We start from the raw sequence: 19,614 nt of genomic DNA on the forward strand, positions 1-19,614 counted from the left end.
CAGTCGGAGGAATAATCCGACCGTTCACAGCGTCCTCGCTGTGCGCCTGCCCATCAAATGACCGGCAGGACTTTTCAAAGGAACCTCGTCCCAGCAGATGCTGGAGACGGGGTATCAACAAATTTTGGCGTTGATTTTTGGCACGCTGTTGAGTTCTCAAGGAACGGACGCTTCCTTTGTACTCACCCACAGCAACATTTGCTGAGGCTTTCCTCCGGGCGCTTCCCTTCGGTCCTGCTGTTCTTGCGTTTCCAACTCTACCAGATCCGTTTTCCGTTCCGTTTCCGGTTCGGATTTCAATTCCGGTGGCCGTTGGGGGCCTTTGCCTTTCGGCGTGTCCACCACATTAGCCGAATCTCCCGGCAACTCATAATCGAGTTTCGCGGATTCGAATTTCGGCATGCAGGCACGCCGAAAAGACCCCCGCGAAGGGTAGTCGCAATGAGTGGTTTGGCCGCTTCCGGTGGTTGGCTGAGAGCCAGACCCGGGTTCAGCGGCTCGGGCCACATTACGGATCCCGCAAGGGCGCGTCAAGTTGAGCGGCGGCGCGGCGTATGGGCCCGATAAGGGCTCACCGTCGGGTCGTTGGCGACCCAGAAGCGCCAGGGGTGGACGCCGCCCTCGCCGGAAACGCCCGTACGTGGGCCGTTGCGCACCTGGTCAGCGGGTACAGGGGTGCCATGCAGAACACTCAACGGGGAGTCCCCGCGGACGCAGGCGTCGGTGCCGTCCAAGGAACGGTCCACTCCGAGGGCCGTAGCCATGCGGGCCGGGCCTTTGGCCAGTTCCTTGTCATGCCGGGCCGATAGTCGACGCTTGCGGGCCAGTTCGACGCCTTCGGTGATCTCGCCGGCGCGGAGCAGCACGGCGCTCGCCCTGCCCTCCTCGCCGCAGACCAGGTTCATGCAGTGCCACATGCCGTAGGTGAAGTAGACGTACACGTGTCCGGGGCGCCCGAACATCACGTTGTTGCGGGCGGTCTGGCCTCTGTAGGCGTGGGACCCGGGGTCGTTCGCGCCGTCGTACGCCTCGACCTCTGTGAGGCGGAGCTCGATCGGGCCGTCGGGGGTGTGCCGGACCAGCGTGCGCCCGAGTAGGTCGGGGGCGACTTCCAGTACAGGTCGGTCGAAGAAGTCACGTGCCAGGGGCGTACGGTCAGGGGCCGCGATCATGCTCTCCGAGGGTAGTGGAGCGGGTGGGACAGGCGCTCGCGGAACCGGGCGCGGGTGTCCCGCGTTTGTAGTCAGCAGTATCAGCAGTGATTCGCACACGGAGGAGATCGAGGCATGGGGTTCAAGCGGCTGTTGGCGAGTCTGGGCGCGGGCGGGGCGTCCGTGGAGACGGTGCTCACCGAGGTCAATGTCGTGCCCGGTGGTGTCGTTCAGGGAGAGGTGCGGATCCAAGGTGGGTCCGTCGACCAGGAGATCGAGGGGCTTTCCGTCGGTCTGCAGGCGCGGGTCGAGGTCGAGGGCAACGACCAGGAGACGAAGCAGGACATCGAGTTCACCAAGGTGCGGCTCGGGGGGGCGTTCGAGCTGAAGGCGCAGGCCGTGCACGCCGTTCCGTTTGGGCTCGAGATTCCGTGGGAGACGCCCGTTACGACGATCGACGGGCAGCAGCTGCGTGGCATGAACATCGGGGTGACGACCGAGCTGGAGATCGCCCGGGCCATCGACTCGAGTGACCTCGACCCGATCAATGTGCACCCCCTGCCGTCCCAGCAGGCGATCCTCGACGCCTTCATCCGCATCGGCTTCCGGTTCAAGAGCGCGGACATGGAGCGCGGGCACATCCGGAATACGCGGCAGAAGCTGCCCTTCTACCAGGAGATCGAGTTCCACCCGCCGCAGCAGTACCGGGGACTCAACCAGGTCGAGTTGAGCTTCGTGGCCGACGACCGGGAGATGGACGTCGTACTGGAGATGGACAAGAAGCCGGGGCTGTTCAGCGAGGGCAGCGACACGTTCCGGTCGTTCGTCGCCGGGCACCACGACTTCCAGGGGACGGACTGGTCGGCGTATCTGCACCAGTGGCTGTCCGAGGTCGGCAGCAAGAGAAACTGGTTCTAGGGTTTCAGGAGCAGGGTCGACAAGGCTCTGTGGGACCAGTGTTTCCGTAGAGATTCAGGAGGTGTCGTTGTGACCGAGCAGCCCCAGAGGGCGTCGCTTCCTCATGACTTTCATCCGCAGGTGCCGTCGTTCACCGTCGTGAGCCAGGACTTCGAGCCGGGCGGGACGCTGGACGATGCGCAGGTGTACGCGGCCGGGAACACGTCGCCGCACCTGCGGTGGGAGGGTTTCCCGGCGGAGGCCAAGAGCTTCGCCGTGTCGTGCTTCGACCCGGACGCGCCGACCGGCAGCGGGTTCTGGCACTGGAGCGTGTTCGACATCCCGGCCTCGGTGACCGAGTTGCCGGTGGGTGCCGGCAGCGGCAAGTTCGAGGGGCTTCCTGAGGGCGCCGTACAGGTGCGCAACGACTACGGGACGAAGGAATTCGGGGGCGCCGCACCGCCTCCCGGGGACCCCGCCCACCGTTATGTGTTCACCGTGTACGCGGTCGATCAGGAGAAGCTCGGCCCGGATTCGGATGCTTCTCCCGCTTTCGTCGGGTTCAACCTGCGGTTTCACACGATTGCCCGGGCCCAGGTCGTCGCCGAGTACGGGGCGCCCGCCGAGGGCTGATTCCCAGCCCGGCGTTCACTGAACGTTTGCCCGCCTCTGGTCATGGAATTGATCAGGGGCGGGCATTTTCTGTGTGAGGCCGCACTTATTGCGTTGTCCATCTTGGCGTGCACGGCCAGAGTTGACGCACGGACGCCGAGGGGCGATCCGCTGCGTACGGGAGGTGGACAGGGTGCGGGACACACTGGTGCTGAACGCGAGCTTCGAGCCGCTCTCCACGGTGACGCTCAATCGAGCCGTCGTGTTGGTGCTGCAGGACAAGGCCGTCGTCGAGCAGGTCCACCCCGAGCTGCGCATGCGCGGTGCCGCGATCGATATTCCGGTGCCCCGGGTGATCAGGCTGTGCAGGTATGTCCGGGTGCCGTTCCGAAGACGCGCGCCGTGGTCCAGGCGGGGCGTGCTCGTACGGGATCAGCACCGGTGCGCGTACTGCGGCAGGCGGGCGACGACGGTCGACCACGTGGTGCCGCGGTCGCACGGCGGTGCTGATTCGTGGTTGAACACGGTGGCGTCCTGCGCCGCCGACAACCACCGCAAGGCGAACCGGACGCCCGAGCAGGCGGGGATGCCGCTGCTGCGACAGCCGTTCGAGCCGACACCCGCCGATGCGATGCTGCTGTCGCTGGGGGCCGGCGGGCGGACCGGGCTGCCGGACTGGCTGGCGCGGACCGCCGCATAGGGACATGACGCGAGGGCCCGCCGACCGCATGGTCGGCGGGCCCTCGTCGTGTACGAACGGCGAGCTCTAGTCGATCGGCGGCTGTTCGCGGCGCGGCGCGGGCGGTGTCGGCATCACCGGCGGGGTTTTCGCGTCGCTGCCGCCGCTCGGCGAGCCGAAGTTGCCGAAGGCGCCCGAGAGTCCCTTGAGGGCGTCGCCGATCTCGCTGGGGACGATCCAGAGCTTGTTGGCGTCGCCCTCGGCGATCTTCGGGAGCATCTGCAGGTACTGGTACGAGAGCAGCTTCTGGTCCGGGTCTCCGGCGTGGATGGACTCGAAGACCGTGCGGATGGCCTGGGCCTCGCCCTCCGCGCGCAGGGCCGCGGCCTTCGCCTCACCCTCGGCCCTGAGGATCGCGGACTGCTTCTCACCTTCGGCGGTGAGGATCTGGGACTGGCGGATACCTTCGGCGGTGAGGATCGCGGCACGCTTGTCACGGTCGGCGCGCATCTGCTTCTCCATCGAGTCCTGGATGGAGGTGGGCGGCTCGATCGCCTTGAGTTCGACGCGGTTGACACGGATGCCCCACTTGCCGGTGGCCTCGTCGAGGACGCCGCGCAACGCCGCGTTGATCTCCTCGCGGGACGTCAGGGTCCGCTCCAGGTCCATGCCACCGATGATGTTTCGCAGGGTGGTGACGGTGAGCTGCTCGATGGCCTGGATGTAGCTGGCGACCTCGTACGTGGCCGCCCTCGCGTCCGTCACCTGGTAATAGATGACGGTGTCGATGTTGACGACCAGGTTGTCCTGGGTGATCACCGGTTGCGGCGGGAACGGCACGACCTGCTCGCGGAGGTCGATGCGGTTGCGGATCGAGTCGATGAACGGGACGACGATGTTCAGGCCCGCGTTCAGCGTGCGTGTGTAGCGGCCGAAGCGCTCGACGATGGCGGCGCTGGCCTGCGGGATGACCTGGATGGTCTTGATCAGCGCGATGAAGACCAACACCACCAGAATGATCAGGACGATGATGATCGCTGACATCGAGTCTCCCGTGCCCCTCGTACCGTTCGTACCGTCGTGGTCCCGGCGCCCTCGCGCCGGAAGATCATGAGGTCTTGCGCAGTCGAGTGTGTCAGAACTGCCCACGTGGCGGGGCTGGTTCGGGCCACATATCGGTTCACATGACGATCGCCGTGGCCCCCTCGATCTCGACCACGTCGACCTGGCGGCCCGGCTCGAACGTCGCCTCCGCGTCGAGGGCGCGGGCCGACCAGATCTCGCCGCCGAGCTTGATCCGTCCGCCCGCCTGTCCGTCGACGCGCTCGACGACGACGGCCTGCTTGCCCTTCAAGGCGTCCACGCCGGTGGCCAGTTGGGGCGGTTCCGCGCGCTGGCGCCTGGCGATGGGGCGTACGACCACGATGAGGGCGCACGACACGGCGGCGAAGACCACCACTTGGAGGACGGCACCGCCGCCCATGCCCGCCATGACGGCGCCCGCGACGGCGCCGACGGCCAGCATGCCCAGTTCGGGCATGGCGGTGATGACGAGGAAGATTCCGAGTGCGGCCGCCCCGATCAGCCACCACACCCATGCGTCTGCGTCGATGTCTGCCACAGGGCCATGGTAGATCCGCAACTGCCGCGCGGACAGGGGCCATCCGGTCCGCGCGGGGGCGCGAAGGGTCAGCTCAGGGGCAGACCGGTGGCAGTCCAGCGGCCGTTGTTCTCCTCGACGACCAGCGGGAGGCCGAAGCACTTGGAGAGGTTGCGGGAGGTGAGTTCGAGCTCGATCGGGCCCGCGGCGAGGATCTGGCCCTGGCGGATCATCAGGACGTGCGTGAAGCCGGGGGCGATCTCCTCGACGTGGTGCGTCACCATGATCATCGAGGGGGCGATCGGGTCGCGGGCGAGGCGGCCCAGGCGGCGGACCAGGTCCTCGCGGCCGCCGAGGTCGAGCCCCGCCGCGGGCTCGTCGAGGAGCAGCAGCTCGGGGTCGGTCATCAGGGCGCGGGCGATCAGCGTGCGCTTGCGCTCTCCTTCGGAGAGCGTCCCGAACTTGCGGTCCAGGTACTCGCTCATGCCGAGGCGGTCGAGGAACGCGCGGGCGCGCCGCTCGTCCACGTCCTCGTACTCCTCCTGCCAGCCGGCCGTCATGCCGTACGCGGCGGTGAGCACGGTCTGCAGGACGGTCTGCCGCTTGGGCAGCTTGTCGGCGAGCGCGATGCCGGCGACGCCGATGCGCGGGCGCAGTTCGAAGACGTCCGTACCGGGCTTGCCGAGGGTCTCACCGAGGATGGTGGCGGTGCCGCCGCTCGGGAAGAGGTAGCTCGAGGCGAGGTTCAGGAGGGTGGTCTTGCCCGCGCCGTTGGGTCCGAGGATGACCCAGCGCTCCCCCTCCTTCACCGACCAGGAGACCTGGTCCACCAGAGCCCGGCCCTCGCGGACCACGGATACGTCCTCCAGCTCCAGTACATCGCTCATGAGCGCGTTGTCTCCCATTGCAGTCTCGTCTGTTCGCCGCGTCCGTCATGCCTTCGCATAGTTCCTGCTCGGCACGGCCCCCAGGGAAAACTTACGCCACCGCCCCAGCGGTCCATTCCATCGGTCGGGCTTTTGACGCCTTTGCGGGCTCCTAAGGTGGAGCGCATGCTCACTGAACCACGCTCCGGACGCCTCGCGGCCTGGGGAAATGCCCTTCTTGGTGGATTTGTCGCACCCGATGACGCGGCGCTCGCGATTGTCGGCGAGGACACATCGCACCGCGTGGCGGGGCTTCCGGGCGAGGCCGGGCCCGTCGGCCTGACGCTGGCGCTCGGCCGCCTGCGGGCACTCGGCGTCGGCGGACTGCGCGTGGCACTGCCCGCGCCGGGCCATCCGCTGGGCCTCAGCGGTCCGCCGGAGTTCAACGCGCGGGCTCTGGAGGCCGAGGAGGCGGTGGTCTGTCACGGCGCCGCGCTCGGGTTCGTCCCGGAGGTGCACGAGGTCGGTCCCGAGGGCGATGTGCATGCCCAGGTGATGTGGCACTGCCTGCCGGTGCGGGAGGCGCCGCCGGCGGATGTGCCCTCGCTCGGCGAGGCGGAGCGGGAGCTGGCGGAGGCGCTGCGGGACGCGACCGAGGTGCTGACGCGGCTCGACGTGGCCGGGTCCGGGCCGGTGTCCGAGGCCGCCGTGGACGCGTACCGGGCGCGGGCCGAGCGGGGGCGCGAGGCGCTGGCGCCGGGGTATCCGGGGCGTGCCGTGCGGGTGTTGGAGCTGGCGCAGCGAGTGGGGCTGCTGGTCTCCGTGGCGTACGAGAGCGGGCACGGTGGCGCGGTGAGCGCGTCGGAGATGGGGGCGCGGGCACTCGCGCTGCGCCCGGTGGAGCGGACGGCCCGGCGCGCGCAGGTGGCCGCGTACAACGCGTTCGTGGAGGAGCGGGAGCGAGGCTGAGGGCAGGGTCGGGAAAGGAGGGAAGGCCCCCACGGACCGGGTCCGTGGGGGCCTTCCTGTGCCTCAGGGGCGGCGAGACTCAGTTGTTCGCCGCGGTGTTGCCGAACGCCGGGTTCAGCAGGCCGATCACGTTGACGGAGTTGCCGTCGACGTTGACCGGGACGTGGACCGGGACGCCCACGTTGTTGCCCGAGCCGACGCCCGGGGAGTTCGCGGCCACACCGTCGGCGTTCGAGTCGGCGAAGGCGGCACCGGCGCCGGCACCCGCAGCGATACCGGCGACAGCGACGGCCACGGCGGCCCTCTTGGCGATGTTCATGAGAAGCGTTCCTCCAGATATTGCGGTCCGACCCCAGCCGCGGGGTCGCACGCTGAGAAACGCGCGGGGCGCGCGGCAGACACGGGGCGAACGCGCGAACCGCCCGATTGGATCAATAGGCCGACGAATCGACCAGTCGCGCTATCGAACAGGAGAGCCGCCCGCGAAAGCAGACCGGCCCCACGGGGAACACCCCGGGGGCCGGCGAAGCCTGAGCGCGCGTCAGCCGTTGTAGCCGTCGTTCGCGAACGCCGGGTTGAGGGCGCCGATCACCGTGGCGGTGTTGCCCACGGCGTTCACCGGAACGTGGACCGGGACCTGCACCAGGTTGCCCGAGCCGACGCCCGGGGACTTCACGGCGTGGCCGTGGGCCTGCGCACCGTCGGTGGCGGAGGCGAGTCCCGCACCGGCGGCGACAAGGCCACCGGCCACGAGGGTGACGGCCGCGGCCTTCTTCAGGTTCTTCACTTCTGGGTCCTCCTAGCGGTCGCCGCGACACGACCGCCGCAGCACGCATTGAAGAACGCGGCACCGCCGGAAGGGATACGCCGTCCGAGGGACATCTACACGACGGTATGAATTCCAGAACGGAGTGCGACGCTCCGTGTTGCCGCCCATTGCCGCCCGTTGCCGCCCCACCAGGGCGCCCGCGCGTGCCCTCAGCCCGTGACGCCGTGCCGCACGGCCCACAGGGCGGCCTGGGTACGGTCCGACAGATCGAGCTTCATAAGGATGTTCGAGACATGGGTCTTCACCGTCTTCTCGGAGAGGACGAGGGCGCGGGCGATCTCCCGGTTCGAGCGGCCGTCGGCGATCAGTCCGAGCACCTGGCGCTCGCGCTCCGTGAGTGAACCGCCCCTCCCCTGCCCGTTGTTGCCCTCATCCTGGGCGAGCAGTGCGCCCGCCACCTCCGGCTGGAGCAGGATGTGGCCCGCGTGCACGGAACGGATGGCGCCGGCCAGGGCGTCCGGGTCCACGTCCTTGTAGACGTAACCGGCGGCCCCCGCGCGCAGGGCGGGGACGACGGTGCGCTGCTCGGTGAAGCTGGTGACGATCAACACCTTGGCGGGATTGTCGAGTTCACGGAGCCGGCGCAGGGCGTCGACTCCGTCCATGCCCGGCATCTTGACGTCCATCAGGACGACGTCGGGCTTCAGCTCCTCGGCGCGGGCGACCCCTTCGGCGCCGTCCGCAGCCTCGCCGACGACTTCGATGTCGCCCTGCACCTCCAGGAAGGTGCGCAGGCCCCGGCGGACGACCTGGTGATCGTCGACCAGCAGTACCTTGATCGGGTCAGCCACCGGGGACCTCCATCTCGATCGTGGTGCCCTTGCCGGGCTCCGATTCCACTGTGAGCCTGCCGCCGACGCCGCTCGACCGGTCCCGCATGGAGACGAGGCCCAGGTGGCGGCCCGCACTGCGGATCGCCTTCGGGTCGAAGCCCGCCCCCTCGTCGGTGACGCGCAACACGGCGCCCTGGCCGTGCTTGTCGAGCGTGACCCGCACCTTCTCCGCTCCGGAGTGGCGCAGCGCGTTGTGCAGCGCCTCCTGAGCGACGCGCAGCATCGCCTCTTCCTGGGCCGCGGGCAGCGCCTTTATGCCGCCGGTGGTGAACGTGACGTGCGCCGAGTGGGCGCGGTCGAGGACCTGGATCTGTGTACGGAGCGTGGCCACCAGGCCGTCGTCGTCGAGGGCGGCGGGGCGCAACTCGACCACGGCCGCGCGCAGTTCGTCGGCCGCCTCCGCCGCGAGCTCCGCCACGTGCGCCAACTCCCCCTTGGCGCGCTCCAGGTCACGGTCCATCAGGGTCGCGGCGGCCTGTGCGGTCAGGCGCAGCGAGAAGAGCTTCTGGCTCACCGCGTCGTGCAGTTCGTGGGCGAGGCGGGAGCGCTCCTCGGCGATGGTGAGCTCGCGGCTGCGCTCGTACAGGCGGGCGTTCGTGAGCGCGATGGCCGCGTGCTGGGCGAGGATGCCGAGCAGTTCCTCGTCGTCCTGGGTGAAGCCGCAACCGCCTTCTGGCTTGGGGCAGTTCTTGTTCGCGAGGAAGAGCGCGCCGATCGTCTCCTCGCCGTCCTTGATCGGCAGGCCGAGGAAGTCCGACATGTCCGGGTGGGCGGAGGGCCAGCCCTCGAACCGGGGGTCCTTGCGGACATCGGCGAGGCGCTCGGTCTTCGCGTCGTGGAGCATCGCGGCGAGGATGCCGTGCTGGCGCGGCAGCGGGCCGATGGCCTTCCACTGCGCGTCGCTGACGCCGTCGACGACGAACTGGGCGAAGCCCCCGTGGTCGTCGGGCACGCCGAGTGCCGCGTACTCGGCGTCGAGCAGCTCGCGGGCCGAGGCGACGATCGTCTTGAGGACGTCGCGCACCTCGAGATGCCTGCTCATGGCGAGGAGCGCGGCGCTCACCGCCGCCAAGCCCTCCCGTCGCCCACCACCGCCCTTGACCGAGGGCCCGGCGGGCCCGCCCCCCTCTTCCCCGTGACCATGACTCATGACCTCACCGTACCGGCGGGGTCCGACAGTCGGATCGGACCGGAGGAGTCCCCCGCCTAGGTCGGTCGGCGTAGGGCGAAGGGCCCTGCGTTGTTGCTGCTCGCGTACGAGGCGCCGAGGGCCGCCGCGTTCCTACGTTGAGGTCACGACGCACAACGGATGACGTACTCAAGGGGACGGTTGTCATGACGGTAGCGATCATCACTGGGGCCTCGCGGGGGTTCGGGAGGGCGCTCGCGGCGGCGCTGGCCGAGCGGGGCTGGGATCTGGTGCTCGACGCACGCTCCGCGGGGCCGCTGGAGGACGTGGCGGAGCTGCTGCGCAAGCACGGCGGGGCGGTGAAGGCCGTGCCGGGCGATGTGTCCGACCTCGCGCACCGCGTCGAACTGATCGCGGCGGCATGGGAGTTGGGCGGGCTCGACCTGCTCGTGAACAACGCGAGCGTGCTCGGTGTGACGCCACTGCAACCGCTGGACGTGCACGACCTCGACGCGTTCCGGGCGGCCCTGGAGGTCAATGTGGTGGCCCCGCTGGGCCTGCTCCAGGAGGCACTTCCGCTGCTGCGCGAGTCGCCCGCCGGGACGGTGATCAACATGAGTTCCGACGCGGCCACGGAGGCGTACGGCACCTGGGGTGGCTACGGCTCCACGAAGGCCGCCCTCGATCAGCTCTCCGCCGTGCTCGGGGTGGAGGAGCCCGGCCTGCGGGTGTGGGCGGTGGATCCGGGCGGGATGCGGACGGACATGCTGGCGGCGGCCGAGCCGGACGAGGATCTGAGCGAGGTGCCGCGCCCCGAGGACGTGGTCCCCGCCTTCCTGAGCCTCATGGACCGACGTCCCGCGAGCGGCCGGTACTCGGCCCCGTCCCTCCTGGAGGCGTGATGGCGCTGGCGCTGCGGGTGCCCGAGGAACTGTCGGCGCGGGTCCCGGCCGAGCAGCGGGGGCCGGGGCGGGACAGATCGTCCGTACACCTTTTGGTGTCGCGCGGCACGGAGGCCACCCATCACCGGTTCCCCGAGCTGCCGTCCGTGCTGCGGGCCGGGGATCTGCTCGTCGTCAACACGTCTCCTACGTTGGCGGCCGCCGTGGACGGAACGCTGGGGCACGCACGCGTGGTCGTGCATTTCTCGACGCGCGGCGACGACGGGCGCTGGGCGGTCGAGCTGCGGGACCCGGACGGCCGGGGCACGACGCGGGCGCGCGCCGGCGGACCAGTGGGGTCCGTGATCGAGCTCCCCGGCGGCGTACGCCTCACCTATGAGGAGCCCCTGGCGGCCGGGAGCGAGCGGCTGTGGTGGGTGCGGGCGACCGGGGGCGTGCCCGCGCTGCTCGGCCGGCGGGGGCGGCCCATCCGCTACTCCTACACGGAGCGGGACCAGCCGCTGGCCGCCTACCAGACGGTGTTCGCGTTGCCGTACCCCGCCGGGGCGGGCAGTGCGGAGATGCCGAGTGCGGCGCGGCCCTTCACGGAGTCGATCGTGTCGCGGCTCGTGAGCCGCGGTGTGCAGTTCGCGCCGATCACGCTGCATACGGGTGTGGCGTCCACCGAGTCCCACGAGCCTCCTTATGCGGAGCGTTTCGAGGTGCCCGAGGCTTCGGCCCGCCTGATCAACGCCGCGCGGGCCGCCGGACAGAACGTCATCGCCGTGGGGACCACCGCGGTGCGGGCCGTGGAGTCCGCCGTCGACGCCGACGGGGTCGTGCGGGCGGCGCGTGGCTGGACGGGTCTCGTCGTGACGCCCGAGCGCGGGGTGCGGGTGGTGGACGGGCTGCTGACGGGGCTGCACGAGCCGGAGGCCTCCCATCTTCTGATGCTGGAGGCGGTGGCGGGGCGGGCCGCGGTGGACCGTGCGTATGAGGAGGCGCTGAGGGGCCGCTACCTGTGGCACGAGTTCGGCGACGTGCACCTCATCCTGCCGGAGGAGGGCCCTCACGCTGTGCGTTGCAGTGGCAACTATCGGTGAGTTCGGGAGGGGGTGCGTGTGACGCCGCGCATAGGGTCCACGTCACGTACGAAGGTCCGTAGTGGATAGGTACGGGACCTTGGTCCCGTTGCTGCACTGGGACAGGAAGTCGGACATCGGCTTCCTGTCCCTTTTCGTGCCCCCTCGGCCCACTACCCGGCTTCGTAGATCACACCTTTGCCTCGGCATTTTGCGGCCGCTAAGAATGTCCATCGTTGTTCGGCGCCGCGGGGTCCTACCCGTGGGGTTCGTGTCCTAAACACGACCGTCCGGTCCCCCGGTCTGCGAGCGACTTCCGTTCTTAGAGAGGTCCCCGTCTCATGTCCAAGCACAGCTCCAACGCCGGCCATAGTCAGCTGACCCGAGCCCACAAGTTCTCGCTCGCCGGTGTCGCCGCTCTCGGTGCCGCCGCCCTCGCGGTGACGCTGGTGCCGGGTCAGGACACCCAGGCCCAGGCGAAGGACGCGACGGTCGCCGCCGCCCCGGTCGCGTTCACCACCGACGCCGGTGCGAAGCAGATCAAGGACGTCCACGCCAGCGTCACCGACCAGCAGGCCGCCGCCAGCGAGAAGGCCAAGCAGGCCGAGGCGAAGGCGAAGGCCCGCCAGGAAGCCGCGGCGAAGAAGAAGGCCGAGGCCGAGAAGAAGGCCCAGGCCGAGGCCAAGGCGAAGGCCGAGGAGCAGGCGAAGAAGGAGCGCGAGGCCCAGGAGGCCGCCGCGCGTGCCGCCGCCCGCAAGCCCGTCTACGCCAACAACCTGGACGGCTGGATCAAGCACGCCCTCGCGATCATGAAGGACAAGGGCATTCCGGGTTCGTACGAGGGCCTGCACCGCAACATCATGCGTGAGTCCGGCGGTGACCCGAACGCGCAGAACAACACGGACGTCAACGCGGTGAACGGCACGCCGTCCAAGGGCCTGCTGCAGGTCATCCAGCCGACCTTCGACACCTACCACGTCGACGGCACCGCGAACAGCCTGACCGACCCGGTCGCCAACCTGGTGGCCGCGGCCAACTACGCGGCCGACAAGTACGGCTCCATCGACAACGTGGACAGCGCGTACTGATCCTGTAGTCGGGACCTCCAGGTCCGGCACACGCTGAACCCCCACGGCACGAAGGGCGGCACCCACAGGGTGCCGCCCTTCGTGTGTCCGCAGGTGTGTCCGCGGTGGGTCGCCTACTTGCGCATGACCTCGGGCTCGTGCCGGCGCAGCAGGCGCGCGACCGCGATGCCGCAGATGACGCCGAGCACGATCAGGACCGTGAGGTTGATGCCCCACTGGGTGACCGAGTGCTCCCACAGCGGGTCGAGGTCGTTCGGCTTCTGCGGGTCCCACGGCGGCATCAGGTGACCGAGGTCCAGGGTGGCGCCCGCGGCGCCGACCGCCCAGCGGGACGGCATCAGCCAGGCGAACTGTTCCAGGCCCACGGTGCCGTAGATCTGGAAGAGCACGCCGGTGAACACGACCTGGACGATCGCGAACATGACGAGCAGCGGCATCGTCTTCTCGGAGGTCTTCACCAGCGAGGAGATGACGAGCCCGAACATCATCGACGCGAAGCCGAGCGCGATGATCGAGATGCACAGTTCGGCGGCCGGCGGCAGCACAAGACCTTCCTTCGGAAGGTCACGTGTCGAGAAGCCGATGGCGCAGATGATGACGCCCTGCACGGCCGTGATCACGCCGAGGACGATGACCTTGGACATCAGGTACGCGGAGCGGGACAGGCCGGTGGCCCGTTCGCGCTCGTAGATGACCCGCTCCTTGATCAGCTCACGGACCGAGTTGGCCGCCGCGGAGAAGCACATGCCGACCGCGATGATCAGCATGATCGTGCCGGCGTCGCCATTGAACTTGGCCGGCGGCTTGGGCGGGCCCAGACCGAAATCGGCCGGGATGACCACCGAGACGATGCCGAGCACCGCGGGCAGGATCACCATCAGGCCCATGAAGCCCTTGTCCGAGGCGATCACCGAGCAGTAGCGGCGGATCAGCGTGATCAGCTGGGAGCCCCAGGGCTGTGTCTTGGGCGCCTTGATCGCTGCGGGCGGCGCCACCGGGTCCGACTGCGCGGCGACGGCGTCGATGTCGGCCGCGTACATCTGGTAGTGCTGCGAGCCCTTCCAGCGGCCCGCCCAGTCGTAGTCGCGGTAGTTCTCGAACGCCGAGAACACGTCGGCCCACGTCTTGTAGCCGAAGAAGTTGAGAGCTTCCTCCGGCGGGCCGAAGTACGCGACGGCGCCGCCCGGCGCCAGCACGAGCAGCTTGTCGCAGAGTGCCAGTTCGGCCACCGAGTGGGTGACGACGAGGACCGTGCGGCCGTCGTCGCACAGTCCGCGCAGCAGCTGCATGACATCGCGGTCCATGCCCGGGTCGAGGCCCGATGTGGGCTCGTCCAGGAAGATCAGCGACGGCTTGGTCAGCAGCTCCAGGGCCACGGAGACGCGCTTGCGCTGGCCTCCGGAGAGGGAGGTGACCTTCTTCTCCTTGTGGATGTCCAGCTTGAGTTCGCGCAGCACCTCGTCGATGCGCTGCTGGCGCTCCTGCTCGCTGGTGTCCGCGGGGAAGCGCAGCTTGGCGGCGTACTTGAGCGCCTTCTTGACGGTGAGTTCCTTGTGCAGGATGTCGTCCTGCGGGACCAGACCGATGCGCTGGCGCAGCTCGGCGAACTGCTTGTAGAGGTTCCGGTTGTCGTAGAGGACATCGCCCTGGTTGGCGGGGCGGTAGCCCGTGAGCGCCTTGAGCAGCGTCGACTTGCCGGAACCCGACGGGCCGATGACGGCGATCAGCGACTTCTCCGGGACACCGAACGAGACGTCCTTGAGGATCTGCTTGCCGCCGTCGACGGTGACCGTCAGATGGCGCGCGGAGAACGAGACGTCACCGGTGTCGACGAACTCCTCGAGCCGGTCGCCGACCAGGCGGAACGTGGAGTGTCCTACGCCCACGATGTCGGTGGCGCCGAGCAGTGCCGTGCCGCCCTTGGGGATCGGCTGGCCGTTGACGTACGTGCCGTTGTGCGAGCCCAGGTCGTGGATCTCGAAGCGGCCGTCGGGCGACGCGTGGAACTCGGCGTGCAGCCGCGAGACCTGGAGGTCGGAGACGACCAGCTCGTTCTCCAGGGAGCGGCCGATGCGCATGACGCGGCCGAGTGCCAGCTGGTGGAACGTGGTGGGGCTGCGGTCGCCGTACACGGGCGGGGCCCCCGCGACCCCGCCGGCGCCGTGCTGCTGCGGCACCCTCTGCGCCGGTGGCTGCTGCTGCCACTGCTGCCCCGGCGCCTCGCGCTGCTGGGGCGCTTGCTGGGAAGCCTGTTGGGACCAGCTCGGCTGCTGCTGGTACTGCTGCGGTGGCGGCTGCTGTGCGAGGCCGGCGGCCTGCTGCTGAGCCTGGTGCGGTGAGGCCACGGCGGCGGCGCGGGCACTGCCCTGCGCGGTCAGGCACGGGCCGTCGGTGGAGTTGCCCAGGTGCACGGACGAGCCGGGGCCGATCTCCATCTGGTGGATCCGCTGCCCCTGCACGAAGGTGCCGTTGGTCGAGCCGTGGTCCTCGATGACCCAACTGCGGCCGCCCCAGCTGATCGTGGCGTGACGCCAGGACACCCGGGCGTCGTCGAGCACGATGTCACCCTGCGGATCACGTCCGAGGGTGTACGGCCTGGACGCGTCGAGCGTCCAGGTCCTGCCATTCAATTCCAGTACGAGATCAGGCACTCCATGCCCCACTGAGTTGTCCCCCGAGTTTTTCCCCCGACATGGGGAGTCTAGGGATGTCGAACATCGTGAGGAACTATTTCAGGAAGCACTCCGTGACCGAAAGGCGGGCCTTGCGCCGAGCCCGTTCGCACCTCCTGTACGCCCCTTGGCACCCGCCCCGTTGACGGTACGGATGCGGCCCCGGAGAGTGGTAAGAGCCCACAACTCCCCATGGATCACGCACAAATGGGATCTCAGGGGCGAGGCGGGGCGGATCGGGGGGTCCTTGATGGCCATGGCGGAGAGCGGCCACGAAGCGAAGCGGCGCGCACGCCTGCCCGTCGGCGATGTCCTGCTGTCCGCCGTCGCCGCGGTGAGCTGGGCGTTCATCGCCATGGCCGGAGTCGCGGCGCTCGGCCTGCACTTGCTGGACGCCGACACGGTCGCTTCGCTCGGGCCGATGACGGCAGCGGTGGTGGCGCTCGGCGCGGGCGGGCACGTGACGCCGTCCGGCGACGTCTCGGCCTTCGGGCTCAAGGGCGCGCAGGCGGACACCTCGATCGACATCTGGCCACTCGGCGTGGGCCTGGTGGGGGCGCTCGCACTGGGCTGGTTCTTTCTACGCTCCTTGCGGGCGGCGGGAGTTGAGGTGTCGCCCAGGGAGCTCCTCGCGCGCGCCGGCGCAGTGGTGGCGCTCTTCGTGGCGATGATGGGCGGCCTCATCTGGGCCGGTCACGACATCATCACGATCGACGGATCGCAGTTGGGGCTCGACGACATCACGGGCGGCGGGAAGGGGCTGCCGGAGGGCATCTCGGACAAACTGCCGGGAGGGATCGGCGGGTTGCTGCCCGACAAGGTCGGCGATCTGGTCGACGCGAAGGCCTCCGTCGGGTTCACCGTGGAGACGGTCCCTTCGCTGCTCGGCGGCGCGGCGTTCGTGGTGGGCGTCCTGGTGATCGCCCTGCTCGCGTCGCGGCGCACTCCGCTGCCGCGCGCGCTCGCCCCGCTGCACCGGACCGTCCGCCCGGCCGCGTCGGCGCTCGTGGCGGTGCTGCTGATGGCGGTTGTCGCGGGCCTGGCAGCGGCCGCGTACGCGATGATCGGCGACGATCATCCGAAGCGGATCGCGGGCGCCGCGCTGCTCGGGGCGCCCAACGGGGTGTGGCTCGGCATCCCCCTCGGTCTCTTCGTGCCCTGGGACGGCAAGGCGACGGGTGAGCTCGCGAAGCTGCTGCCGGATCCGCTGGACGAACTGCTCAAGGCGTCGGCGAACGAGCCGGTGACGCTGGGGCGGCTCGCGGAACTCGACGGCAGGGTGTGGCTGTTGGGCGTCGGGGTGGCCGTGATGATGCTGCTCGCCGGGGTGCTGGCGGCGGTGCGTTCGCCCGTGACGCGGGGCGTCTGGGGGTTCGCGGGGCGGTGCGCGTTGCGGCTGGGGGGCGTGACGGCGCTCGCGCTGCCGCTCCTGGTGTGGCTCACCGATGTGTCGGCGGGGGCCTCGCTGTCGGTCCTCGGGTTCGACGCGTTCGGGGCGGGGGTCGAGTTGCACGGGCGGGTCGGGACGGCGGTGTTGCTGGGGGCCGTGTGGGGGGCGGGGGCGGGTGCGATTGGGGCGGTGCTGGCGTATGCGACCGGGGCGGCTCGTTCGGTGCGGCCGCAGGGCGACGGGCCGTCCGGGGCGGCCGGGCCGTATCAGCCCAGTCGGCCCTATCGGCCGGCCGATCCGGATACGAATCCGTATCTGCGGCCGTACGAACCGTGAGGGTGGCCCGTGGAACGGTCGCGGGGCGCTGCTCCGGGCCCCGCGGGCTCTCGTCACAAGAGCGGGGCTTGAAGGATCGGGGTGCTGCCCCGGGCCCCGCGCCTCACACGCCGGCGGGGCTTGAGGGGTGGACCTTGATTGCGGTGGCCGTACAAAGGACCGATAACGTAGACCTCATCATGAGCGCTTCGCAGCCCCAGCCCACCGCTGATGCCCCTTCCGTGGACGTTCCGGCGGACGTCCCCACTCTTCTGGTCAAGATCTTCGGCAAGGACCGGCCCGGCATCACCGCCGGGCTCTTCGACACCCTCGCCGCCTACTCCGTGGATGTCGTCGACATCGAGCAGGTCGTCACGCGTGGCCGCATCGTCCTGTGCGCCCTGGTCACCCAGCCGCCGGCCGGGCTCGAGGGGGACCTGCGGTCGACCGTCCACAGCTGGGCGGAGTCGATGAAGATGCAGGCGGAGATCATCTCCGGCATCGGCGACAACCGTCCGCGCGGCACGGGCCGCTCCCACGTCACCGTCCTCGGTCACCCGCTCACCGCCGAGTCGACCGCGTCGATAGCGGCCTCCATCACCGGCACCGGCGGCAACATCGACCGCATCTTCCGGCTCGCGAAGTACCCCGTGACGGCGGTCGAGTTCGCGGTGTCCGGCACCGCGACGGAGGAGCTGCGCACGGTCCTCGCCATAGAGGCCGCGAGGCTGGGCGTGGACGTGGCGGTCGTCTCTGCCGGGCTGTACCGGCGTGCGCAGCGCCTCGTCGTGATGGATGTCGACTCGACGCTCATCCAGGACGAGGTGATCGAGCTGTTCGCGGCGCACGCGGGCTGCGAGGACGAGGTCGCGGAGGTGACCGCGGCGGCGATGCGCGGCGAGCTCGACTTCGAGCAGTCGCTGCACGCGCGCGTGGCGCTGCTCGCGGGCCTCGACGCCTCGGTCGTGGAGAAGGTGCGCAGCGAGGTCCAGCTGACGTCGGGCGCGCGCACCCTGATCCGTACGCTCAAGCGTCTCGGTTACCAAGTGGGTGTCGTATCCGGCGGATTCACGCAGGTCACGGACGACCTGAAGGAGCGCCTCGGGCTCGATTTCGCGCAGGCGAACACCCTGGAGATCGTCGACGGCAAGCTGACCGGCAGGGTCACGGGCGAGATCGTGGACCGCGCGGGCAAGGCGCGTCTGCTGCGGCGGTTCGCCACCGAGGCGGGGGTGCCGCTCGAGCAGACCGTGGCGATCGGTGACGGCGCGAACGACCTGGACATGCTGAACGCGGCCGGGCTCGGTGTCGCCTTCAATGCCAAGCCGGTCGTGCGCGAGGCCGCGCACACCGCGGTGAACGTGCCGTTCCTCGACACGGTGCTGTATCTGCTGGGCGTCACGCGCGAAGAGGTCGAGGCCGCGGACGCGCAGGGCGCGTAGACGTCATGCGTGGGGCCCGGTACCGATCGTCGGTACCGGGCCCCACGTCGTACGTATGACGGACGGGCAGTGGCGGTTACTCGCTCGGTGCCCAGTAGTCGGCGAGCGTGGCGGTGCCGGGCTCCAGGCTCTTCCACGGTCCGGTGAACGTGAGCACGGAGAACGCGGCGGTCGGGAAGCCACGTCGGTTCAGCCGCTGCCGGGCGTCGCCCTCGGCGTCCGCGGCGAGGATCTCGGAGAGGGCCTGCACGCCGGGGTTGTGGCCGATCAGCACGGCATTGTGCACGTCGTCGGGTGTCTCGTTCAGCACGGCGATCAGTTCGCCGGGGGACGCTTCGTAGATCCGCTCCTCGTACACGGTCTTCGGTCGCTCCGGCATCTCCTGCACGGCGAGCTTCCAGGTCTCTCGGGTACGCGTGGCGGTCGAACACAGGGCCAGGTCGAAGGAGATGCCTGCGTCGGCCAGCTTGCGGCCGGCGACGGGGGCGTCCCTGCGGCCCCGCTCGGCGAGCGGCCGCTCATGATCGGAGACCTGGGGCCAGTCCGCCTTGGCATGCCGGAAAAGGACAATCCTGCGGGGTTCTGCGACGCTCATGCGTCCCAGCTTCGCATGAAACCCTTCGCCGGGCGCAGGGAGTTGACGGGGTCGCCCGGCACGAGTGAACGACGTACGCAGGCCCTAGCGGAGCACCAGGTCCTTGGCGCGTCCCAGGATGTGGACCAGGCTCGGTTCGCCCGCGACGGCCTGGGCGTCGGCCGGGTTGAGGATCAGCAGGAGCAGTGCCACGAAGGCCACGGCCGGGAGCACGATCGCCCACCACGGCAGCCGGATGTCGACGCGACCCGGGGCTGCCGCTCGGGGCTGGGAGTACGTGGGGGCTGACATCGACATGGCTGCTGCCTCCGAGGTCCGTGTTCCGTATGCGCTTCGTCCGGTGTGCCGACGATCTCGGCGACACTTCGAAGGTACGGAACCGGGGGCCTCGGTCCCATCCGGTGATCCACCCACTTCACCCTGACACTGTCCCCCTAAGGGATGGTGGGGAAAGCCCCACCATGGCGTCAGGGCGCGGCGATGGACGCGATGATGCCGACCACGACGGTGATGGCCAGCATCGCGCCGAGCACGAGGAGCAGCTTCTTCTGGCCGTTCTGGGGATTCGGCTCGAGCACAGGCGA

Annotated in this window: 22 protein-coding genes; 9 read left to right on the forward strand and 13 right to left on the reverse strand. The window is 69.5% G+C overall.

Features of this window, described 5'->3' with window-relative positions; translation table 11 throughout:
* Window positions 1–156: 156 nt before the first annotated feature.
* Window positions 157–402: a hypothetical protein gene (locus ACIRHA_RS23325; RefSeq protein WP_403848961.1), complete on the reverse strand. Its 246-nt coding sequence runs from the start codon at window positions 400–402 to the stop codon at window positions 157–159.
* Window positions 403–530: 128 nt separating this feature from the next.
* The gene (locus ACIRHA_RS23330; protein WP_403848964.1) at window positions 531–1,172 is read right to left on the reverse strand and encodes a DNA-3-methyladenine glycosylase; all 642 of its coding nucleotides are present in this window, start codon (window positions 1,170–1,172) and stop codon (window positions 531–533) included.
* A gap of 114 nt (window positions 1,173–1,286) precedes the next feature.
* Between ACIRHA_RS23330 and ACIRHA_RS23335 the strand changes: the two genes are divergently transcribed.
* From ACIRHA_RS23335 to ACIRHA_RS23345, 3 genes are all read left to right on the forward strand, one after another.
* Window positions 1,287–2,069 (forward strand): sporulation protein, encoded by a 783-nt coding sequence (locus ACIRHA_RS23335; protein WP_403848967.1) that lies wholly within the window; start codon window positions 1,287–1,289, stop codon window positions 2,067–2,069.
* 69 nt (window positions 2,070–2,138) lie between these two features.
* On the forward strand, window positions 2,139–2,681 hold the full coding sequence (locus ACIRHA_RS23340; protein WP_403848970.1) for a YbhB/YbcL family Raf kinase inhibitor-like protein: 543 nt from the start codon (window positions 2,139–2,141) through the stop codon (window positions 2,679–2,681).
* Between the two features lie 172 nt (window positions 2,682–2,853).
* Window positions 2,854–3,360, forward strand: a complete 507-nt coding sequence (locus ACIRHA_RS23345; RefSeq protein ID WP_403848973.1) for an HNH endonuclease — start codon at window positions 2,854–2,856, stop codon at window positions 3,358–3,360.
* Window positions 3,361–3,426: 66 nt separating this feature from the next.
* Here ACIRHA_RS23345 and ACIRHA_RS23350 read toward each other — a convergent pair whose 3' ends face one another.
* The 3 genes from ACIRHA_RS23350 to ACIRHA_RS23360 all read right to left on the reverse strand — a co-directional run bounded on the left by ACIRHA_RS23350 (window position 3,427) and on the right by ACIRHA_RS23360 (window position 5,826).
* Window positions 3,427–4,383, reverse strand: coding sequence for an SPFH domain-containing protein (locus ACIRHA_RS23350; protein ID WP_403848976.1), 957 nt, complete (start codon window positions 4,381–4,383; stop codon window positions 3,427–3,429).
* A gap of 136 nt (window positions 4,384–4,519) precedes the next feature.
* Complete coding sequence (locus ACIRHA_RS23355) at window positions 4,520–4,951, reverse strand: NfeD family protein (RefSeq protein ID WP_403850070.1); 432 nt, start codon at window positions 4,949–4,951, stop codon at window positions 4,520–4,522.
* Between the two features lie 77 nt (window positions 4,952–5,028).
* Window positions 5,029–5,826, reverse strand: a complete 798-nt coding sequence (locus ACIRHA_RS23360; protein WP_403848979.1) for an ABC transporter ATP-binding protein — start codon at window positions 5,824–5,826, stop codon at window positions 5,029–5,031.
* 165 nt (window positions 5,827–5,991) lie between these two features.
* Here ACIRHA_RS23360 and ACIRHA_RS23365 point away from each other — a divergent pair, with 165 nt between their 5' ends.
* Window positions 5,992–6,774 carry a hypothetical protein gene (locus ACIRHA_RS23365; protein ID WP_403848982.1) on the forward strand — a complete coding sequence of 261 codons (783 nt, stop codon included), beginning with the start codon at window positions 5,992–5,994 and terminating at the stop codon, window positions 6,772–6,774.
* Window positions 6,775–6,853: 79 nt separating this feature from the next.
* Here ACIRHA_RS23365 and ACIRHA_RS23370 read toward each other — a convergent pair whose 3' ends face one another.
* From ACIRHA_RS23370 to ACIRHA_RS23385, 4 genes are all read right to left on the reverse strand, one after another.
* Complete coding sequence (locus tag ACIRHA_RS23370; RefSeq protein ID WP_403848985.1) at window positions 6,854–7,093, reverse strand: chaplin; 240 nt, start codon at window positions 7,091–7,093, stop codon at window positions 6,854–6,856.
* Between the two features lie 222 nt (window positions 7,094–7,315).
* Window positions 7,316–7,561, reverse strand: a complete 246-nt coding sequence (locus ACIRHA_RS23375) for a chaplin (protein ID WP_403848988.1) — start codon at window positions 7,559–7,561, stop codon at window positions 7,316–7,318.
* A gap of 191 nt (window positions 7,562–7,752) precedes the next feature.
* A complete protein-coding gene (locus ACIRHA_RS23380; RefSeq protein WP_403848991.1) occupies window positions 7,753–8,394 on the reverse strand; it encodes a response regulator in 642 nt (213 codons plus the stop codon).
* Window positions 8,387–9,478: a GAF domain-containing sensor histidine kinase gene (locus ACIRHA_RS23385; protein ID WP_403850073.1), complete on the reverse strand. Its 1,092-nt coding sequence runs from the start codon at window positions 9,476–9,478 to the stop codon at window positions 8,387–8,389. The genes ACIRHA_RS23380 and ACIRHA_RS23385 overlap by 8 nt, the downstream gene beginning before the upstream one ends.
* A 293-nt stretch (window positions 9,479–9,771) precedes the next feature.
* On the opposite strand from ACIRHA_RS23385, the gene ACIRHA_RS23390 reads away from it, so the two are divergent.
* The 3 genes from ACIRHA_RS23390 (at window position 9,772) to ACIRHA_RS23400 (ending at window position 12,616) form a co-directional block, all read left to right on the forward strand.
* Complete coding sequence (locus tag ACIRHA_RS23390; protein WP_403848994.1) at window positions 9,772–10,467, forward strand: SDR family NAD(P)-dependent oxidoreductase; 696 nt, start codon at window positions 9,772–9,774, stop codon at window positions 10,465–10,467.
* Complete coding sequence (locus ACIRHA_RS23395; RefSeq protein ID WP_403848997.1) at window positions 10,467–11,549, forward strand: S-adenosylmethionine:tRNA ribosyltransferase-isomerase; 1,083 nt, start codon at window positions 10,467–10,469, stop codon at window positions 11,547–11,549. Before ACIRHA_RS23390 ends, ACIRHA_RS23395 begins: the two co-directional genes overlap by 1 nt.
* A gap of 320 nt (window positions 11,550–11,869) precedes the next feature.
* Window positions 11,870–12,616 (forward strand): transglycosylase SLT domain-containing protein, encoded by a 747-nt coding sequence (locus tag ACIRHA_RS23400; RefSeq protein WP_403849000.1) that lies wholly within the window; start codon window positions 11,870–11,872, stop codon window positions 12,614–12,616.
* A 113-nt stretch (window positions 12,617–12,729) separates the two neighbouring features.
* Here the strand turns inward: ACIRHA_RS23400 and ACIRHA_RS23405 are convergent, their stop codons facing one another.
* Window positions 12,730–15,246 (reverse strand): FHA domain-containing protein, encoded by a 2,517-nt coding sequence (locus tag ACIRHA_RS23405; protein WP_403849003.1) that lies wholly within the window; start codon window positions 15,244–15,246, stop codon window positions 12,730–12,732.
* Window positions 15,247–15,538: 292 nt separating this feature from the next.
* Between ACIRHA_RS23405 and ACIRHA_RS23410 the strand changes: the two genes are divergently transcribed.
* Together ACIRHA_RS23410 and serB are read left to right on the forward strand one after the other, a co-directional pair.
* Window positions 15,539–17,014 (forward strand): streptophobe family protein, encoded by a 1,476-nt coding sequence (locus tag ACIRHA_RS23410; RefSeq protein WP_403849006.1) that lies wholly within the window; start codon window positions 15,539–15,541, stop codon window positions 17,012–17,014.
* Window positions 17,015–17,193: 179 nt separating this feature from the next.
* The gene (gene serB / locus ACIRHA_RS23415; RefSeq protein ID WP_403849009.1) at window positions 17,194–18,435 is read left to right on the forward strand and encodes a phosphoserine phosphatase SerB; all 1,242 of its coding nucleotides are present in this window, start codon (window positions 17,194–17,196) and stop codon (window positions 18,433–18,435) included.
* Window positions 18,436–18,511: 76 nt separating this feature from the next.
* On the opposite strand, the gene ACIRHA_RS23420 is transcribed toward serB, so the two are convergent.
* The 3 genes from ACIRHA_RS23420 to ACIRHA_RS23430 all read right to left on the reverse strand — a co-directional run bounded on the left by ACIRHA_RS23420 (window position 18,512) and on the right by ACIRHA_RS23430 (window position 19,608).
* Complete coding sequence (locus tag ACIRHA_RS23420; RefSeq protein ID WP_403849012.1) at window positions 18,512–19,030, reverse strand: SixA phosphatase family protein; 519 nt, start codon at window positions 19,028–19,030, stop codon at window positions 18,512–18,514.
* An 84-nt stretch (window positions 19,031–19,114) separates the two neighbouring features.
* Window positions 19,115–19,321, reverse strand: coding sequence for a hypothetical protein (locus tag ACIRHA_RS23425; protein WP_403850076.1), 207 nt, complete (start codon window positions 19,319–19,321; stop codon window positions 19,115–19,117).
* A 176-nt stretch (window positions 19,322–19,497) separates the two neighbouring features.
* A complete protein-coding gene (locus ACIRHA_RS23430; protein ID WP_403850079.1) occupies window positions 19,498–19,608 on the reverse strand; it encodes an SGM_5486 family transporter-associated protein in 111 nt (36 codons plus the stop codon).
* Between the last annotated feature and the right edge of the window lie 6 nt (window positions 19,609–19,614).

It is taken from the genome of Streptomyces sp. NPDC102360 (assembly GCF_044766085.1).
Classification (GTDB): Bacteria; Actinomycetota; Actinomycetes; order Streptomycetales; family Streptomycetaceae; genus Streptomyces.

What these genes read in the sequence shown, in the direction of transcription:
- ACIRHA_RS23410 (WP_403849006.1), top strand. Translation starts at nt 15,539, where the DNA reads ATGGCCATGGCGGAGAGCGGCCACGAAGCGAAGCGGCGCGCACGCCTG.
- ACIRHA_RS23395 (WP_403848997.1), top strand. Translation starts at nt 10,467, where the DNA reads ATGGCGCTGGCGCTGCGGGTGCCCGAGGAACTGTCGGCGCGGGTCCCG.
- ACIRHA_RS23400 (WP_403849000.1), top strand. Translation starts at nt 11,870, where the DNA reads ATGTCCAAGCACAGCTCCAACGCCGGCCATAGTCAGCTGACCCGAGCC.
- ACIRHA_RS23325 (WP_403848961.1), bottom strand. Translation starts at nt 402, where the DNA reads ATGCCGAAATTCGAATCCGCGAAACTCGATTATGAGTTGCCGGGAGAT.
- ACIRHA_RS23360 (WP_403848979.1), bottom strand. Translation starts at nt 5,826, where the DNA reads ATGAGCGATGTACTGGAGCTGGAGGACGTATCCGTGGTCCGCGAGGGC.
- ACIRHA_RS23335 (WP_403848967.1), top strand. Translation starts at nt 1,287, where the DNA reads ATGGGGTTCAAGCGGCTGTTGGCGAGTCTGGGCGCGGGCGGGGCGTCC.
- ACIRHA_RS23425 (WP_403850076.1), bottom strand. Translation starts at nt 19,321, where the DNA reads ATGTCAGCCCCCACGTACTCCCAGCCCCGAGCGGCAGCCCCGGGTCGC.
- ACIRHA_RS23420 (WP_403849012.1), bottom strand. Translation starts at nt 19,030, where the DNA reads ATGAGCGTCGCAGAACCCCGCAGGATTGTCCTTTTCCGGCATGCCAAG.
- ACIRHA_RS23385 (WP_403850073.1), bottom strand. Translation starts at nt 9,478, where the DNA reads ATGAGCAGGCATCTCGAGGTGCGCGACGTCCTCAAGACGATCGTCGCC.
- ACIRHA_RS23350 (WP_403848976.1), bottom strand. Translation starts at nt 4,383, where the DNA reads ATGTCAGCGATCATCATCGTCCTGATCATTCTGGTGGTGTTGGTCTTC.
- ACIRHA_RS23330 (WP_403848964.1), bottom strand. Translation starts at nt 1,172, where the DNA reads ATGATCGCGGCCCCTGACCGTACGCCCCTGGCACGTGACTTCTTCGAC.
- ACIRHA_RS23390 (WP_403848994.1), top strand. Translation starts at nt 9,772, where the DNA reads ATGACGGTAGCGATCATCACTGGGGCCTCGCGGGGGTTCGGGAGGGCG.
- ACIRHA_RS23370 (WP_403848985.1), bottom strand. Translation starts at nt 7,093, where the DNA reads ATGAACATCGCCAAGAGGGCCGCCGTGGCCGTCGCTGTCGCCGGTATC.
- serB (WP_403849009.1), top strand. Translation starts at nt 17,194, where the DNA reads ATGAGCGCTTCGCAGCCCCAGCCCACCGCTGATGCCCCTTCCGTGGAC.
- ACIRHA_RS23365 (WP_403848982.1), top strand. Translation starts at nt 5,992, where the DNA reads ATGCTCACTGAACCACGCTCCGGACGCCTCGCGGCCTGGGGAAATGCC.